General features: G+C 59.8%; 14 protein-coding genes. 2 read left to right on the top strand and 12 right to left on the bottom strand.

Annotated elements, in window-relative coordinates; translation table 11 throughout:
• Nucleotides 1-7: 7 nt before the first annotated feature.
• The 3 genes from IEY43_RS06765 to IEY43_RS06775 are packed head-to-tail and all read right to left on the bottom strand — an operon-like array spanning nt 8 to nt 4,235.
• On the bottom strand, nt 8-2,197 hold the full coding sequence (locus IEY43_RS06765) for an ATP-dependent DNA helicase RecG (protein WP_188947851.1): 2,190 nt from the start codon (nt 2,195-2,197) through the stop codon (nt 8-10).
• The gene (locus IEY43_RS06770) at nt 2,187-3,155 is read right to left on the bottom strand and encodes a DAK2 domain-containing protein (RefSeq protein ID WP_188947852.1); all 969 of its coding nucleotides are present in this window, start codon (nt 3,153-3,155) and stop codon (nt 2,187-2,189) included. Before IEY43_RS06770 ends, IEY43_RS06765 begins: the two co-directional genes overlap by 11 nt.
• Nucleotides 3,156-3,176: 21 nt before the next feature.
• The gene (locus IEY43_RS06775; RefSeq protein WP_188947853.1) at nt 3,177-4,235 is read right to left on the bottom strand and encodes an LCP family protein; all 1,059 of its coding nucleotides are present in this window, start codon (nt 4,233-4,235) and stop codon (nt 3,177-3,179) included.
• A gap of 135 nt (nt 4,236-4,370) precedes the next feature.
• Between IEY43_RS06775 and IEY43_RS06780 the strand changes: the two genes are divergently transcribed.
• Nucleotides 4,371-4,823 carry a DUF3515 domain-containing protein gene (locus IEY43_RS06780; protein ID WP_268240056.1) on the top strand — a complete coding sequence of 151 codons (453 nt, stop codon included), beginning with the start codon at nt 4,371-4,373 and terminating at the stop codon, nt 4,821-4,823.
• Between the two features lie 109 nt (nt 4,824-4,932).
• On the opposite strand, the gene IEY43_RS06785 is transcribed toward IEY43_RS06780, so the two are convergent.
• The 6 genes from IEY43_RS06785 to leuC all read right to left on the bottom strand — a co-directional run bounded on the left by IEY43_RS06785 (nt 4,933) and on the right by leuC (nt 11,577).
• Entirely contained in the window at nt 4,933-6,045 is a 1,113-nt protein-coding gene (locus IEY43_RS06785; RefSeq protein ID WP_188947855.1) for a D-alanine--D-alanine ligase family protein, read from the bottom strand.
• The gene (locus IEY43_RS06790; RefSeq protein WP_268240054.1) at nt 6,045-7,079 is read right to left on the bottom strand and encodes an NAD(P)H-dependent glycerol-3-phosphate dehydrogenase; all 1,035 of its coding nucleotides are present in this window, start codon (nt 7,077-7,079) and stop codon (nt 6,045-6,047) included. Before IEY43_RS06790 ends, IEY43_RS06785 begins: the two co-directional genes overlap by 1 nt.
• A 30-nt stretch (nt 7,080-7,109) precedes the next feature.
• Nucleotides 7,110-7,874 (bottom strand): lysophospholipid acyltransferase family protein, encoded by a 765-nt coding sequence (locus IEY43_RS06795; RefSeq protein WP_229777305.1) that lies wholly within the window; start codon nt 7,872-7,874, stop codon nt 7,110-7,112.
• Nucleotides 7,875-7,887: 13 nt separating this feature from the next.
• On the bottom strand, nt 7,888-9,207 hold the full coding sequence (gene murA, locus IEY43_RS06800; protein ID WP_188947856.1) for a UDP-N-acetylglucosamine 1-carboxyvinyltransferase: 1,320 nt from the start codon (nt 9,205-9,207) through the stop codon (nt 7,888-7,890).
• A 301-nt stretch (nt 9,208-9,508) separates the two neighbouring features.
• Entirely contained in the window at nt 9,509-10,114 is a 606-nt protein-coding gene (gene leuD, locus IEY43_RS06805) for a 3-isopropylmalate dehydratase small subunit (RefSeq protein WP_188947857.1), read from the bottom strand.
• Nucleotides 10,115-10,128: 14 nt separating this feature from the next.
• On the bottom strand, nt 10,129-11,577 hold the full coding sequence (gene leuC / locus IEY43_RS06810; protein WP_188947858.1) for a 3-isopropylmalate dehydratase large subunit: 1,449 nt from the start codon (nt 11,575-11,577) through the stop codon (nt 10,129-10,131).
• A gap of 113 nt (nt 11,578-11,690) precedes the next feature.
• Between leuC and IEY43_RS06815 the strand changes: the two genes are divergently transcribed.
• Nucleotides 11,691-12,416 (top strand): IclR family transcriptional regulator, encoded by a 726-nt coding sequence (locus IEY43_RS06815; protein ID WP_188947859.1) that lies wholly within the window; start codon nt 11,691-11,693, stop codon nt 12,414-12,416.
• A gap of 20 nt (nt 12,417-12,436) precedes the next feature.
• Here the strand turns inward: IEY43_RS06815 and thiL are convergent, their stop codons facing one another.
• The 3 genes from thiL to IEY43_RS06830 all read right to left on the bottom strand — a co-directional run bounded on the left by thiL (nt 12,437) and on the right by IEY43_RS06830 (nt 16,884).
• Nucleotides 12,437-13,399: a thiamine-phosphate kinase gene (thiL, locus tag IEY43_RS06820; protein WP_188947860.1), complete on the bottom strand. Its 963-nt coding sequence runs from the start codon at nt 13,397-13,399 to the stop codon at nt 12,437-12,439.
• A 75-nt stretch (nt 13,400-13,474) separates the two neighbouring features.
• Entirely contained in the window at nt 13,475-15,118 is a 1,644-nt protein-coding gene (locus tag IEY43_RS06825; protein WP_188947861.1) for a GTPase, read from the bottom strand.
• Nucleotides 15,115-16,884, bottom strand: a complete 1,770-nt coding sequence (locus IEY43_RS06830; RefSeq protein WP_188947862.1) for a dynamin family protein — start codon at nt 16,882-16,884, stop codon at nt 15,115-15,117. The genes IEY43_RS06825 and IEY43_RS06830 overlap by 4 nt, the downstream gene beginning before the upstream one ends.
• Nucleotides 16,885-16,940: the final 56 nt, after the last annotated feature.

Below are 16,940 nucleotides of genomic sequence, written 5' to 3' on the forward strand. Positions count from 1 at the left end.
CTTTCACTTAGTTCTTGTTGAGGAATTCACGGGTGGATTCATCGACCCAGTTCTTGGTGGTCGCCAGCAGTACGGGGTACTTCTCCCGCCATGCCGGCATCGCCATAAGCGCCCTGACATCATCCCGTGCCTTTTCAATCAATGCCCGGTCCCTGATGATGCTCAGCTCGCGAAGCGCCGATTGGCTTCCCGATTGCTGGACGCCTAGGATATTTCCTTCCTTGCGCTCCGCCAGGTCGGCCTCCGCCAGTTCGAAACCGTCCAGGGTTGATTCGATGACGCGCAGGCGATTGACCGACGGATGATCCGCATCCAGCCATGTTGAGAGCAGGCACGTGCCGGGAAGGCCGCCACGACCCACACGTCCGCGCAGCTGATGCAGCTGGGAAATTCCGAAGCGTTCGGCGTCCATGATCACCATCAACGTTGCGTTGTGGACGTCCACACCGACCTCGATGACCGTCGTGGAGACCAGTACATCGATGTCCCCCGCCGCGAAGTCATCCATGATTCCCTGCTTGTCGTTGGAGTCCAGCTGAGAATGCAGTCCCTGCACCCTGATCGACTCGAAGTCGGGCAATCCACCGAGCAGTTCCAGCATCTTCTCAACGCTCATCGACTGACCGGAAGTGTCCTCGTAGGTCGCCAGCAATACGCCTTGCTCACCGGCTGAATCGCTGATGCGCGGGCAGACAACATAGACTTGGTGGCCTTTTGCCACTTCTTCGCTGATACGCGTGTACAGGCGGTTCCTGTAGCCGGAAAGCTGCATCGGAACGATGTGGGTCGAGATCGGTGCCCTGCCGACGGGAAGGTGCTTGATCGTCGAGGTGTCCAGATCGCCGAAAACCGTCATCGCAACGGTGCGTGGAATCGGCGTGGCAGTCATAACTAGCGTGTGGGGCACCGAGTCGTTGGCCTTGGCCCGCAAGGCATCACGCTGCTCAACACCGAAACGGTGCTGCTCGTCGATGACGACCAACCCGAGTTCTGCAAACCTTACCTGCTCCCCCAGCAGCGCGTGGGTGCCGACGATCAGGCCGGTTTCGCCGCTGGCGATGCCCAGCAGCGCTTCGCGACGTTGGGCGGTTTTCGCCGAGCCCGTCAGCAGCGCGACGCCGGTTCCTTCACCTTCATTGAACAGGCCGGGGTCGGCCAATGCTCCCAGCATCTTGGTTATGGAGGCATAGTGCTGGGCTGCCAGGACTTCGGTGGGCGCCAGCAACGCTGCCTGCCCTCCGGCATCGATCACCTGGAGGATAGCCCGGAGCGCGACAACGGTTTTGCCCGAGCCGACCTCGCCCTGCAGCAAACGGTGCATCGGATGGTTCAGCTCCAGATCCTGGCTGATCTCGCGCCCTACCTGCTGCTGGTCATCGGTGAGGATGAAAGGCAGCTGGGCATCAAACTTGTCGGCAAGCCCGCCGCTACGACGCGGCCGGGCGACGGAGTGCTGGGTGCCGATTTGGCGGTTTCGTTCAGCAAGCGAAAGCTGGAGCAGAAATGCCTCTTCAAAGGCGAAGCGCTGGCGGGCAACGTATGCATGCTTCAACTCGCGTGGGGAATGCCGGTTGGCGTAGGCCTGGTGCCGGATTGGATAATGATGGGTATCCAATAGCTCCTGCGGGAGGAATTCCGGCAGATTCTCCTGCGTCATCTGTTCAAGCAGGTGAGCCATCAGGTCGCGGATCTTCTTGTTCGGCATCTTGGCCGACGCTGGATAGATCGGTATGGGGCGTGGATCTGCTTGGGAGGCCTCGTCGAGCACGGCGTAGTCCGGCTGGTTCAATTGCAGATGGTCCTGGTACCAACCGACTTTGCCGCTGAACATGGCAATCGTTCCGACGAGCAGATCCGAGCGTGCTTGATATCCGTTGAAGAAAGTCATCTTCAGCTGCTGGCCGGCATCTCCTAGTTCATCGCTGACGGTGACCTCGAAGATGAATCCCTTGCGCGAGTGCATCTGGCGCTGGCTGATGTTGACGACTTGCGCCACCACCGTTACATGTTCGTCGAAGGGCAGCTCCGCGATGGGGGTCAGTTCCCCCACTTCAACGTAGCGCCGAGGAAAATGTCGAAGGAACTCTCCCACCGTGCCGTAGCCGAAGGCTTTTTCCAATGCGGTTGCATTCTTGGCCCCGAGCACCACGGAAAGCGGCGAGCTTTCGAAATCCCGGCTCGTCGTTTCAGCCGTCATGAATGCAAAGATCGGTCACGCTGATATTTACCGGGTTCCCCTGCTTTCGAATGAGATCCAGCGCTGCCTCGGGATCTTGGACATGCACGTGGACTCGCCACCGGTAGGTGTCTCCCTCAAGCTGGTTGACCGGGGACATGATCACCGAGTCTCCCAGCGCGTCCAGCTGGCCGCGAAGTGTCGCAGCCCCCAAGGCGTCCAACGCCACAGTGCACATGACTTCCACACCGTCGATTTCCTCGAAGTCGAAATGGACATGCGGATCTTGAACGCTGTAACCGTGGAAGCTTTCATAGTCGTCAAAATCAGTATGTTCGTTGCGAATGGCTGCGCATAGCTCGTCAATGATCACCAGCATGCCGACGGCCCCGGCGTCCACGACGCCTGCTTTGACCAGGCTTGGCAATTCGCTTTCGGTGCCCTTGACAGCCAATCTGGCGGCTTGCGTCATCTGAGTCAGCAAGGTGTCCAACGCCGCGCGGCTATCCCTGTCGACTTTGAGGTGCATCAGCGTGGAAGCTGCCGCCAAGGCCAGTGCATTGATCACCGAAAGCATGGTGCCTTCCACGGGCTCGCTCAGCGCCGACCAGGAGCGGACCTTCGCCCGTTCCAGCCCCAGGGCCAGCAACGGTGCCGTCAATCGCGGCTGTCCCTGCCACGGCTCGCTGAGGCCGCTCAGGAAAACAGCCAGCAGAGTCCCGGAATTGCCGCGCGCAGACTCCATGGCGGCGCGCGCGGCAACTTCCAGGAATCCACCAATGTCATCGCTTTCCAACTTGCTGACGGCATCATGACCGGCACGTGCAGTCAGGTAGAGGTTGCTTCCCGTATCACCGTCGGCAACCGGAAAGACATTGATGGCGTTGAGGCGATCCGAATGATTCCCCAGGCTCTTGACACTGCGCGCCAGCCAATGGCGGATAGCGCGAACCGAAGTATCGAGTTTCTGGGTGGTCATAAAGAGTGGTTCCTTCAATGGTTACTGAGACAGGTCAGTAGAAGCTACAAATTCGTCAACCGTATCGTTTTGGAGTGCTTCTCCAAACTTGTTAATCGTATCCATATCCGGGATGACAATCGACTGTCCGTCGGCCGAACGGCCCGGACCGTTGTTTGGAAGGGTGAAGAATTCCATGTCGCTGGTGCTGACGTTGATCATCGATGAAGCGATTCCAACGACCTTGCCTGCGTCCAAAGTATCGTCAACCGCCACAAACGGAGCGAATTCGCTCACGACATTCTGAATCTTGACGGGGTTCGTCAGGGTGTCCTTCGACAGGATTTGGCCCAGCAGCGCCTTGACGAACAGCTGCTGATTCTTGACGCGACGGTAGTCGCTGCCACCGGGACCGGTAAATGCCTTGCGCTCTCGGACGAAGGCCAGCGCTTCTTCGCCGTCAAGCTTCTGCACACCTTCCGGGAAGTAGAAGCTCTTATTGTGAATTGGACGGAAGGCAATGGGGTTGTTGATGGTCACGCCTCCCACAGCATCGGTCAATCCCTTGAATCCTTCGAAGTCAACGGATGCAACGTGGTCGATGCGCACGCCGAACAGGCCTTCCAAGGTCTCAACGGCTTTGGCCACTCCACCGTTGGCAAATGCGCGGTTGATCTTGGCTTCGCCAATTCCTGGAAGATCCAACCAGGTGTCGCGCATGATCGATGTCACATAGACGCCGGAACGATCTGACGGGATGTGCACAAGCATCATGGTGTCCGAACGTCCACCGTTGGGAAGCGTGGCGAAATCATCGTTCTGCTCGTCGTTTTCGCGTTGCGCCCGAGTATCGCTGCCGAGAAGGAGGATGTTCAGCGCATTCTCGGATTCCTTCTTTACCTCTGGACGAGTTTCCTCGGCGGGGAAGGCATTCTCAAGCTTCTGGCTGTTGTCATCGAATGTACGTCCGAGGTTCCATGCGTATCCGACAGCGACGAGCGCGGCGATCACTACCAACGACAGGATACTCAGGAGGACTACTCGCCCGGTGCGCTTCTTTTTCTTAGCGCGCGAACGCGTAGGCTGTTCTTCGAATGACATATGCTACCTTTCACAGATTCAACTCAATACATCTTATCTTTCAGATTCGCACGGTACGCTTACAACGTGTCCAAAATCAGTTTGAACCCGGAACCGTCACCAAAACTTAATCGAAAATTTGGTCGAACCACGGTATTGATCGCCTTATTCGCTGTTGTCGGGCCCGGTCTGGCCGCTTGCGAATCTGTTGCATCCGTTGATGCTGCTCCTGACGCCGCCAACCCCTTGTGCGCTGAAATGATGGTCGTGCTGCCCGAAGTCATTGGAGACGCCGAGCGCCGTCCCACCTCGTCTCAAGCCACCTCAGCGTGGGGAGACCCGTCCCAGGTGGTCTTGCGCTGCGGTGTCGAAGTACCGGGACCGACCACCGACCCCTGTGTATCAGTCAATGACGTCGACTGGATCGCCCACGAAGGTGAGGACGGCATCTGGACGCTGACCACCTATGGTCGCACTCCCGCAACTGAAATCATCATGGATCCGCAGGTCATCCCCTCAAGCACGGTTCTAGCCACGCTGTCTGATGCAGCCTCCCGGATTCCCGCAGAGAAACAGTGCGTCAGCATCCAGAAGGACGAGAAACTCTAGCGGCCGGTCGAGGCACCCAAGCTGCGGTCTCAAAGTGCATAGGGAAATGCGTCTTGCATCAATTCATCGGTAGGTGAGTTGAAGCAAGACGCATTTCAGCTACTGCCCTCTAGCGCAAACCGACCTTGCGTTCGCTGGCCAGCGCGATCAGTTCGTCGATCAGTTCACGATAGTTGATGCCGGTTTTAGCCCACATTTGCGGGTACATGCTCGATGGCGTGAAACCTGGCATCGTGTTGATTTCGTTGATAATCCACTCGCCTTCGGGAGTGTAGAAAAAATCAACCCGAGACAAGCCCTCGGCGTCAATGGCGTCAAAGGCCTTGACCGCAAGATCCCGGATCTGCTTGGTCGCTTCCTCGCTGAGCTGGGCGGGGCAGCTCAATTTCGCTGCGGCGCCGTCAACGTACTTCGCCTCGAAGTCATAGAACGTGTGGCCATTGTCGGCCACCGAAATCTCTCCAGGCAGGGACGCGCGTGACGGGGTCGAACCGCGGCCTTCAAGGACACCGCACTCGATCTCTCGACCGACGATTCCCTGCTCCACGATGACCTTGGGGTCTTCACGGCGTGCAACCTCGATGGCGTCCCTCAGTTCCGAAGGAACATCGACCTTGGTAATGCCAACCGACGAACCAGCTCGGGCTGGCTTGACGAACAGCGGGTATTCAAGCCCATCGCAACGCTGGAGCGCCGACTCGCTGTCTCGCAGCCACTGCTTGTTGGTAATGACTTCGTAGGGGCCGACCTTGAACCCGGCGCTTTCGAAGACCACCTTCATGAAGTGCTTGTCCATGCCCATGGCGCTCGCGGCAATACCGGAACCCACGTAGGAGACTCCAGCCATTTCAAGCATGCCCTGGATCGAACCGTCCTCGCCGAACGGCCCGTGGAGCAGCGGAAAGACCACGTCGATTTCGCCAAGCTCGGAAATGGCCGACTGGGACAGGGACATCAACGAGGTTTTGTTGGGATCCGTCGAGAGCTGCACCGGGTTGTCGACATCGGAGATCTCCGGCAAGGAACCAGTGTTGAGGGCCCAGTCCTGGGGATCTTCGGTCAAGAGCGTCCATTCACCCTGACGCGTAATGCCCACGGGCACGACGTCGAAACGTTCCCTGTCGATCGCGTGCATCACGCCCGCAGCGGTGACGCAGGACACCGAGTGCTCGGATGACCGGCCACCGAACAGGAGCAGGACCCGAGGTTTGCGTTCAGTCATTACTGCAATTCTCCTTCAGACTTCAATTCGCGAGCCAGCAGGCGCTGCGCCATGTTCTCGACGCTGAGCGTGCCTTCGAGCACCATCACGACGGCCTCGGTAATGGGCATGTCGACGCCGTGCGTGCGGGAAAGGTCGAATACCGCTCGTGCCGACTTGATGCCCTCGGCTGTTTGCGACATCCGGTCGTTGACCTCATCGAGGAACAGGCCCTGCCCCAGAAGGCGTCCGGCGGTGTTGTTGCGCGAGAGCGAGGACGAGCAGGTGGCCACCAAGTCGCCCAAGCCGGAGAGGCCGGCCAGCGTGTCCAGGCGGCCGCCCAATGCCAGGACCAGGCGAGTCGTTTCCGCGAGGCCACGCGTGATGACGGTGGACTTGGTGTTATCGCCCATGCCCATGCCGTCGCACATGCCAACTGCCAACGCGATGATGTTCTTCACGATGCCGCCGAGCTCCACGCCCAGCACGTCATCGTTGGTGTACGGGCGGAAATAGGGAGCCGAGCACAGCTGCGCGATCCAGTTGGCGGTCGCCTCATCCGAGCAGGCGACAACGGATGCCGTCGGTTGTTCGCGAGCAATTTCCATGGCCAGGTTCGGTCCGGACAGCACCGCAATACGTTCTGCGGGCAGTTCCGCTACTTCTGCGATCACTTGGCTCATACGCAAATCCGTGCCGCGTTCCAGTCCCTTCATCAAGGACAGAACCACTGCCTCCGGCTCGATGAGGTTCTTGAAACTCTCCAGTTCTGCACGCAACGACTGGGATGGGATCGCCAGCACCACCAGATCCGCCCCGGCGAGGACTTCCTGGCGGTCGGATGAAGCGGAGATGTTCTGCGGAAGCTTCGTATCACGCAGGTACCTGGAATTGGTATGGCGCTCATTAATCTCACGCGCGGCATCGTCCCGGCGAGCCCAGATTTGAACCGCAATGCCGTTCTCGGCCACGGCATCCGCCATCACCTTCGCGAAAGTGGTTCCCCAGCTTCCGGCACCCATGACGGCGATCTTGCGTGGTAAAGGCTTGGTCACGATTCTTCTTTCGACGTTGCTGACGTGTAGTTACTTGTCTGGGTTCTCAAAGCTTCGGCCGGTCCTGGCTTGGCCATGCTCGCTGGGATCCCATGGCTTGCTCGGCGGTGTTTCACCGCGGATTTCTGCCTGGAGTTCGGTGATCGATGCCATGATGCGTTCTGTCGCTTCTTCCAGCACCTTGCGGGTACGCGGCCCGTTGCGCAAGTCGTCGAGGTCTACCGGTTGGCCAACCGATACCGTCACGTGTTTGCGGGGAAACAGGTACATCTTCTTGGAGTAGCGAGGCAGCAGCTCCTGGTCGCCCCAGTGCGCCATGGGGATCACCGGCGCACCGGTCTGCAGCGCCAGACGGGCAGCACCCGTGCGGCCGACCATTGGCCACAAGTTCGGGTCGCGAGTCAGGGTGCCTTCGGGGTAGATCACTACGACTCCCCCGGCGTCCAAGACTTTTTTGGAAGCCTTCAGCGAATCGCCGGCGCCCGCGGCGCTGCGCGCCACCGGGATCTGTCCGGTTTCGCGAAGGATCCACCCGAGCACCGGCGGCTTGAACAGCGATTCCTTCGCCATCCAGCGCGGCAGGCGGCCGTGGCTGTACACAGCATGGCCGACCACCAGCGGATCGATTTCGGTCAAATGATTCGGGCAGAGGATGTACCCACCCTGCGGGAGATTCTCGAAGCCCTTCCACGTCTTCCCCATCAGGGAGTTCATCAAGGGACGAACGATATTTCCCAGGACATTGAAAATACGCTTGGTTCGCGGGCTTTCGCCGGGAGCCTGGATTTTAACCACGGACCGGTATCCTCTATTCGCTCAGTTCAACATTGGCGCCAAGCGCGGTGAGCTTGTCCATGAAGTGCTCGTATCCCCGGTTGATCAGCTCAATGCCGGTGACCTTGCTGGTTCCCTCGGCAGCCAAGGCCGCGATCAGGTGGGAGAAGCCTCCGCGCAGGTCCGGGACGTCGATTTCCGCGCCGACCAGCTTGGCTGGTCCGACAACCACGGCGGAGTGCTTGAAATTGCGGTGGCCGAAGCGGCACGGGGTGGATCCGAGGCAATCGGTGTGGACCTGGACGGTGGCACCCATGCGAACCAGTGCGTCGGTGAAGCCGAAGCGATTTTCGTACACGGTCTCATGGATTACCGAAACGCCGTTGGCCTGGGTCAGTGCGACCACCAGAGGTTGCTGCCAGTCGGTCATGAAGCCCGGGTGGACATCCGTCTCAAGGATCAACGGGTTCAGGTCGCCGCCCGGGTGGTAGAAGCGGATGCCGTTGGCCTTGACCTCGAACTCGCCGCCAATCTGGCGGTAGACATGGAGGAATGCAGTCAGGTCGCGCTGCTGGGCATCCTGGACGAAGATATCGCCCTTGGTCACCAGGGCTGCGGAAGCCCACGAGGCGGCCTCGTTGCGGTCCGGCAGCGCGGTGTGCTCGTAGCCGTTGAGCTTGTCCACACCCTGGATGCGGATCACGCGGTCGCGGTGCACGGAAATGATGGCGCCCATCTTCTGCAACAGCGAGATGAGGTCCAAGATTTCCGGCTCGATGGCGGCGTTGCTGACTTCTGTGACGCCCTTGGCGCGAACTGCAGACAGCAGTACCTGTTCGGTGGTGCCGACGCTTGGGTACTTCAAGTGGAGTTTTGCACCCTTGAGGCCCAGCGGTGCGGAGATGCGGATCCCATCAGTGGCCTTGTCCACGACCGCGCCGAATTCGCGGAGGACTTCGAGGTGGAAATCAATGGGACGGTCGCCGATGCGGCAGCCGCCGAGGTCCGGGATGAACGCCTCTCCCAGCGAATGGATCAAGGGGCCGCAGAAAAGAATCGGGATGCGAGAATCGCCGGCGTGTGCATCGATCGCCTGGTTGGAGGCCGATTTGGCCTGGCTCGGGTCCATGGTGAGGTCGCCGGTTTCAGGATCCTGTTCGACCTTGACCCCGTGGATCTCCAGCAGGCTGCGAACGACAGTAACATCCTTGATCTCTGGCACATTGCGGAGCACCGAGGGCGTATCGCCGAGCAGCGCCGCCACCATGGCTTTGGGAACCAGGTTCTTAGCTCCGCCGACTCGTACGGTGCCTTCAAGTGGCACACCGCCATGGATCGTCAGGATCTTACCCATGTATGAAATACCTCATCGCGTAGTCGTTATTACCTGCTCCAGCCTGCGGGCCGTGAACTAGCAGGACTAAGTAAGCATACCGCCTCAGCCAGCATGAAATGGGACCGATTGTCGCGTGGCGTGGGTATTGTGAGGATGCTTTCAGCCTTTGAATTCAGGGAATACGCCGGCGGAAGATTCAAACCTGAAACGGCCAGTTCGCATTCAGCACAATGCATGGTGCTGGAAAGCAAACGGGCCGCCGGAGGCATCCGTGGAGAGCATCGAAATCTGCTTGATGCCAATTCCGAGATGACGGTGCTTAGTCGGCGAATCGCGCCGGCAGGGTCTTCGGCTTGTGCGAAGGGCGTGCAGCCTCGAACTCGGTGATGTCTCCTTCGTGCTGGAGGGTCAGGCCGATGTCATCCAGGCCTTCCATCAAACGCCACCGCGTGTAATCGTCGATTTGGAATGGCGCGGAAATCGATCCGCACTGGACCGTGCGGGAGTCCAGGTCGACAGTGACCTCGGTGCCCGGGTTGTTTTCCAGTTCTTTCCAGATCAATTCGATGTCGCTTTGGGCGACTTCGGCGGCTACCAGGCCCTGCTTGCCGGAGTTGCCTCGGAAGATATCCGCGAAACGTGCCGAGATCACAGCCTTGAAACCGTAGTCCTTCAGTGCCCAGACCGCGTGTTCACGGGAGGATCCGGTGCCGAAATCGGGTCCGGCCACCAGTACCGACCCCGCATTGAAGGGTTCCTGGTTGAGGATGAAGTTCTCGTCGCGGCGCCAGCCGGCGAACAGGGCATCTTCGAACCCTGTACGGGTGATGCGCTTGAGGTACACGGCCGGGATGATCTGGTCAGTGTCGACGTTGCTCTGACGCAGGGGTACACCGATTCCGGTGTGGCTAACAATCTTTTCCATGACGGTGATCCTTCCTAGACCGCTACCGAGGTATTGACGAGATCGCTGGGCGAAGACAGCGTGCCGCGGATTGCCGTTGCTGCAGCCACCAACGGCGAAACGAGGTGGGTGCGTCCGCCCTTGCCCTGACGGCCCTCGAAGTTTCGGTTGGAGGTCGAGGCGCAACGCTCCCCTTCGGAGAGCTGGTCCGGGTTCATGCCAAGGCACATGGAGCAGCCGGCGAAACGCCATTCGGCGCCGAAGTCCTTGAAGATCTGGTCCAGGCCCTCGGCTTCGGCCTCCAAGCGGACGCGCGCCGAGCCGGGAACCACGATCATGCGGACATCCGGGTCCTTTTCCTTGCCCTTGATCACAGCGGCAGCTGCGCGCAGGTCCTCCATGCGGGAGTTGGTGCACGAACCAAGGAACACGGTATCAACGCGGATTTCCTTCATCGGGGTACCACCGGTCAGGCCCATGTACTCCAGTGCGCGTTCGCAGGCCTTGCGGTCGTTTTCATCTTCGAAGTCTTCAGGAGTCGGCACCGAGGCGGAGAGCGACACACCCTGGCCCGGGTTGGTACCCCACGTCACGAATGGTTCCAGTTCATCAGCATCCAGGAAGACCTCTGCATCGAACTGGGCTCCCTCGTCCGAATGCAGCTGCTTCCATTCCTCGACGGCCGCGTCCCAGTCCTGGCCCTGCGGGGCGTGTGGACGTCCGTTGACATAGTCGAAGGTGGTCTGGTCAGGAGCGATCATGCCGGCACGGGCGCCTGCTTCGATCGACATGTTGCAAATGGTCATGCGGGCGTCCATGGACAAGGCCCGGATGGCGGAGCCGCGGTATTCCAGGACATACCCCTGCCCTCCGCCGGTGCCGATCTTGGCGATGACGGCAAGGATGATGTCCTTGGCGGTCACACCCGGCTTCAAGGTTCCCTCGACGTTGATCGCCATGGTCTTGAACGGCTTCAGGCTCAATGACTGGGTCGCCATCACGTGCTCGACCTCGGAGGTGCCGATGCCGAAGGCCAAGGCCCCGAAGGCACCGTGGGTGGAGGTATGGGAGTCGCCGCAAACCACGGTCATTCCCGGCTGGGTCAGGCCAAGCTGCGGGCCGACCACATGGACGATGCCCTGCTCCTTGTCGCCCAGTGAATGCAGGCGCACACCGAACTCCTTGCAGTTCTCCCGCAAGGTGTTGATCTGTGTCCGGCTCGTCAGGTCCGCGATCGGCTTGTCGATATCAAGCGTTGGCGTGTTGTGATCTTCCGTGGCGATGGTCTGATCAGGCCGGCGCAGTTGGCGCCCGGCCAGGCGCAGTCCTTCGAATGCCTGCGGAGAGGTCACCTCGTGCAGCAAGTGCAGATCGATGTAAATAAGATCCGGCTGGCGGGCTTCGCCTTCGCCGGTTCCACGGCGCACAACATGCGCATTCCAGACCTTCTCGGCCAGTGTCTGTGGCGACTGCGTGGCAGACATGCGACACACTCCTCAAGCTACGTACTTTTGATATCTCAACTGTGACACTTCATAGAAGGACATTTCCAGTATGCGGACTTGAATCTCAAATGCTGAGACGGGAGAATCGAGATATGACAACAGGAAGCGGCGTAGGCGTGCTCGACAAGGCAGCCGCCATTCTCAATGCGTTGGAGAACGGGCCCACCACGCTCTCGCAGCTGGTGGAACTGACACAGATTTCCAGGCCAACCGTGCATCGAATCGCGCAGTCCCTGGCCCACCACGGGCTTGTAGGAAGGGACCTGCACGGCCGTTTCGAGCTGGGCAGCCGCCTGGTGGAACTTGCCAGCGCCGCCGGTGAAGACCGTCTGGTCAGTGCCGCGGGACCGATCCTCCTCAAGCTCCGCGATCAAACCGGAGAGAGCACCCAGGTCTTCCGCAAGCAGGGCGACTTCCGCGTCTGCATTGCCAGCGCAGAACGCCCGGTTGGACTGCGTGACACCATCCCCGTGGGCACCCAGCTATCCATGAAAGCTGGTTCCGCTGCACAGGTCCTTCTGGCTTGGGAAGACAACGAGCGGATGATCGACGGCCTGCATCATGCCCGATTCACGCCTACGATTCTGGCCGGAGTACGCCGACGCGGCTGGGCGCAGTCGCTGGGCGAACGTGAGCCCGGGGTTGCTTCGGTATCGGCGCCGATCCGAGGCCAGTCCGGCCGGGTCATTGCCGCACTGTCGATGTCCGGCCCGATCGAGCGCCTGACCCGCCAGCCGGGAAAGATCTTCCATGAATCGGTTGTCGCCGCCGCGAATGAGCTGTCGGAATTGCTCCGGGCCCAAGCCGAACGCCCCTGAGGCCGGGGCAGCATTTAGTCCTAGCGGTTCAGGGCGGCGGAAAAATGGTCGAATCCGCGCGACCCATTGACGATCTGCCCATCGATTTTCACCAGGGCCCGGCGGCCAGTCTGGGCGCTGGCCTCACCGATAACTGTGAATTCTTCAGGGATTGCGGCACCCTTCGGGAACACCGCGAGCAGGCCGAAATCCTCTCCGCCTTCGAGAACCCATTGCATCGGATCCGCGTTGAGAAGCACCGCCGCCGGCTCCAAACGGGCGGCGAAGTCCTTGAATGAGTCTCCGTTGAGGTTCAGGTTGACGCCGCTGGCCTTGGCCAGGCGCGAAGCATCCTTGATCAGGCCATCGGAAATGTCCATCATGGCACTTGCCCCGGCGTGGGCCGCACGGGGACCCGATTCCAACGGCGGGGTCGGTTTGCACTGGGAATCAACGATCCTGCGGACCGAGCGGTTCCAAGTCTGCCATTGCGTACTTCCGTCGAGTACCGCGAGCCCGGCGCCGGCAGAACCCACTCGGCCTGCAATGGCAACACGGTCCCCTGCTTTGGCACCGCTACGCAGCACCTTGCCGTGCTCGCATTCTCCGATGACGGTAGTGGTCACCGAGATTTCGGTGGCTTTGCCCAAATCTCCGCCGATGACTGCCAGCCGGCCTGCGCCCAGGCCTTCAACCGCTGCGGAGATTCCCTTGGAGAATTCCTTGACCCATTCAATGCTGGTGTGTTCGGGCAGCGACAGGGAGATGACGGCGCCCGTGGGAACGCCGCCCATGGCATTGATGTCCGAGACATTCTGGGCGATTGACTTCCAACCGATGTCAAAGGCCTTGTGCTCGAAACCGCTGTCCCAATACAGTCGAAAGTCCTGATTCTCAACGAGGGTATCAACGGACACCACGACCTCTGAGCCCGCAACGGCCAACGCTCCGGCGTCGTCTCCAGGGCCAAGGGGTGCTTGTTTGGAGTCCAGAAGAGGCAACATGGCATCAAGGATTCCCTGCTCCCCTAGGTCGCCGACAGTCGGGAACTTGCTAGCTTGGTGATTCGTCACAGAGTATTAATCGGCTTTCTTCGCGGCCTGGTTAATGAGATCCGCGTAGCTGTTGAATTGGTCCAGGTGCGCAGCGACAGGATCCACGATGTTCTGGCGGACAACGCCTGCGACCGAGCGTTCAAGATTCCGGTGCACACGCTTTCTCTTCATCTTAGCGACCATTCGATTGACAAATGAACCAGCGATCCCCAGGACGATACCGAGCAGTAGCCCGAGCAAAAGCATGAGGGTGGGGACCGGGAAACCTTCCACCTTCGGAGGCTCCGGAACAGCGAATTGCAGGTAGCCGGCTACGGCAAGAGCACCGAGCCACAGGGCGCCACCCAATGCCACCACAATCGACACCCATTGAAGAACCCTCGTCAAGGGCCACCACCACGACTTCTTTTCCACGGCGAGATCCGTAGACGCAATGGCCAGGTCAATTTCCTGGTCCATTGTCCCCAGCCGGTCAGCGGCACTCGCCCTGAGATTGTCGGTCCAGCCCGCGGGCAATCCGTCCGAAGCCCTGGAGAGGTAGGTGTTGACCGAATGCCTAATGCCTGCTGATTGCGCCGCGGACAGCGGCGGCTTGGAAGTCAGGGCCAGCTCGGGACGCTCGTGGTTTCGACCCAGGTTCATCCGCTTCAGCGGGTCGTTCTTGAAACGGACCAGCCAGCTGGTCAAGGGCCAGCCAGTGTGGGAGGAGGCTCGGAGCAAGTAGGATTTGGCCGCCGCGTCTGCAATCACGTTCACTCCGTGGGCGGCGGCGATGCCTTGCTCCAGCTCTGCCTGATCAAGCTTCCCCGGAGCGTTGACCTGTTCCACGCCAAGTTCGGCAACGAGACGATGAACCACTTGATCAACGTCGGCCTTCAGCCGTCGAATCGACAATGCCTTGTTTTCCGCGAGCTTTGCGATTCGCGCCCGCAAGGCGTCGATACCTTCGCCGGTCTTTGATGATACCGGCAGGATCTCCAGTCCCCTGAATCCGTCTTGGGCAAGAAGCCCTGTCAGAGAATTTTGGATCTCCGCTCGATCGGATGGTGCAACAAGGTCAATCTGGTTCAGCACCACCAGCAAGTTGCCTTCCAAGGATGCCAAACCATCAAGATATCCCCGGTGTATGGATGCATCTGCGTACTTCTGCGGATCCAGCACCCACACCATCACGTCAACCTGGCCGGACAACCTGTCGACAATTTCGTGGTGGCCGAGCGCGGTTGAGTCCATGTCTGGAAGATCCAGCAGGATGAGCCCTCCGCTCGTGCCAGTGCCACGCGAAGCTTTGCCGGTTCCGAGCATTGAATCAACCACGTGCCGCTCGTCAACTTCGAGCCAATCCAGCAATTCTCCTGACCCATCAGGGTTCCAAATCGCCGCGATGGTTTTCGTGGTTGTCGGTCGAATGACCCCGGTCCGGGCCAGCTGCGCTCCGGCCATTTCATTAAACAGGCTCGATTTCCCGGAACCCGTAGCTCCGAAGAGACCGATGACCACGTGGTCAGCGGACAGCTGGCGCCTGGTTTGGGCGCGGGAAATCACCGTTGCCGCAAAGTCCACAGTTTCCGGGTCGAGGTGAGGCTCGCCAAGCTGCACCGCCTCGGAGATAGCCTCGATCTGGCTCATGAGGCTGGATTGCGCCCTGAGTACTTTGCGCTCGCTCATACGTGATGACCTTTCTGGCCTTGGGCGCGAATAAACTCTGCGAGGGCTTTTAGTTCTTCGGGCTGCTGGTGAGTCGTGATGACGTTGCGGTAGACCTCGGCGTTCGTGGTGATCAGCTCGTGCGCGCGTTCTTCGAGCATGACGCTGGCTCTGGCCGCCATCCGCCGCACGGCGTCTTCACCGAATATGGCTTCCAGCAGTTTTTGGCCGACGACCGCAGATCCTCCGGCGATGCCGAGCTCCAGTCCGGTCAGTCCCGCGGTCGAGGCGAAAACGACAACCATGAGAATCACCGCGATACCGTTCACGCCGAAAGCCACCATCCGCGCGGTCTTACGTTTTCCAGCGCCTTCTTCCCGGATCATTGTGAGGATGTCTTTTTGCCATTCGCGGACGGTCTGGCTTGCCAGCTCGTTCAGGTCGCCGGGCAGCCTCGGAGTGGGCAGTTCGCGACTGAGTTCCTGCCCCATGGGCGTCGTGCGCCAAACCCGGTCTAGGCTCGCTGCCGCTTCGGTAATCTCTGCGACAAATATCGCATGGAGGCCCGTTTCAATCGCCTGTTCAACTTTGTTGCTCGCCGGTGGTCGCCCGGAGAAGAAGGAACCAATGCGGTCGCGAATACGGCCTACGTTACCTTCAATTCCACGCAGCAGTTCGCCTGCACCGACAAAATCCTGCCATCTGGCCAAGATTTCTCCGCGCAGCAAGGAGCCATCCTTCAGCGCAGACTTCACCACGTCCAGCGCCTGGTTGAAGCGCTGGTCCACACCGAGGATCAGTTCCTGCAATTGTGCTTCCTGGTCTTCAAGCTCTGCGTAGAGTTCGCTCACGTCCGCAGCAGACCGCTTAAGCGCACCGTCAAGAGTCTGAACCGCGATGCGTTTCCGTTCCTGGGCGTCCTCGGCCAAGCCTCCGAGCCAGCTGGAAATTGGTTGCGTCAGCTCTCGCGGCAATAATTTGCGTTGGTCGAGCTCCATCTCATGAATCACGTGGATATCAGAAGATCCCAGTCCCTTTTCTGCGAGCAGCCGTTGTAAATCAGGGAGGATTTCCACTTCTGCGCCGGCCGGCACACGATTGAGCACGATGCTGACCGTGATGTTCCGCGCTCCGGCTTCCGTGAGCAAATCCCAGGGCAGCGCGTCCGCGTAGCGGTTAGCGGTCGTGACGAATATCCATAGGTCCGCCGCGTTCAAAAGCTGCGCCGCGAGCGCGCGGTTTTCATCCGAAATGGAATCAATGTCCGGCGCATCAACGAGGGCTATCCCGGAGGGAACTTTTGCGTGTGGAGCGAGCCGCACTGCCTGGGAATTCGTTTCGGCGTCGTGCTGTTGATACCCGGACTGAGTCTGCCTTTTCAAGGCGGGAAGGATCCGTCGATCTTCAAACCACGACGCCTCGGAGGGATTGTAGGCAAGGACCGGCATGCGAGTTGTCGGCCGAACGGCACCGGACGCGCTGACCGACTCATCAAGCAGTGAATTCACCAGGGTGGATTTCCCGGCACCGGTGGAGCCGCCGACAACGATGAGCAGTGGCGCATGGAGATTTTCCAGCCTCGGAACAATGTAGTCGGCGATCTGATGAATCGTCTTGGCTCTGAGTACTTCGCTGGGAAGCATCGGATTGGAAGCGGCAAGCAGAAAAGTGAGCCTGTCTAGTGCGGAGCTCAGGGCAGTCAGCTGCTTGATGGTTTTGAGTGCATCACCTGAGTTCTCTGGGGTAGCTGCACCGCCCGCAGAACGGGATTCCGAATATGCCTCCATGTGACCATCTTGCCCTATGCGGGGAGGTTATTTGAAACACATCGGGGAGATTTGGC

The organism is Glutamicibacter protophormiae (genome assembly GCF_014647495.1).
In the GTDB taxonomy this organism is placed as follows: Bacteria; Actinomycetota; Actinomycetes; order Actinomycetales; family Micrococcaceae; genus Glutamicibacter; species Glutamicibacter protophormiae.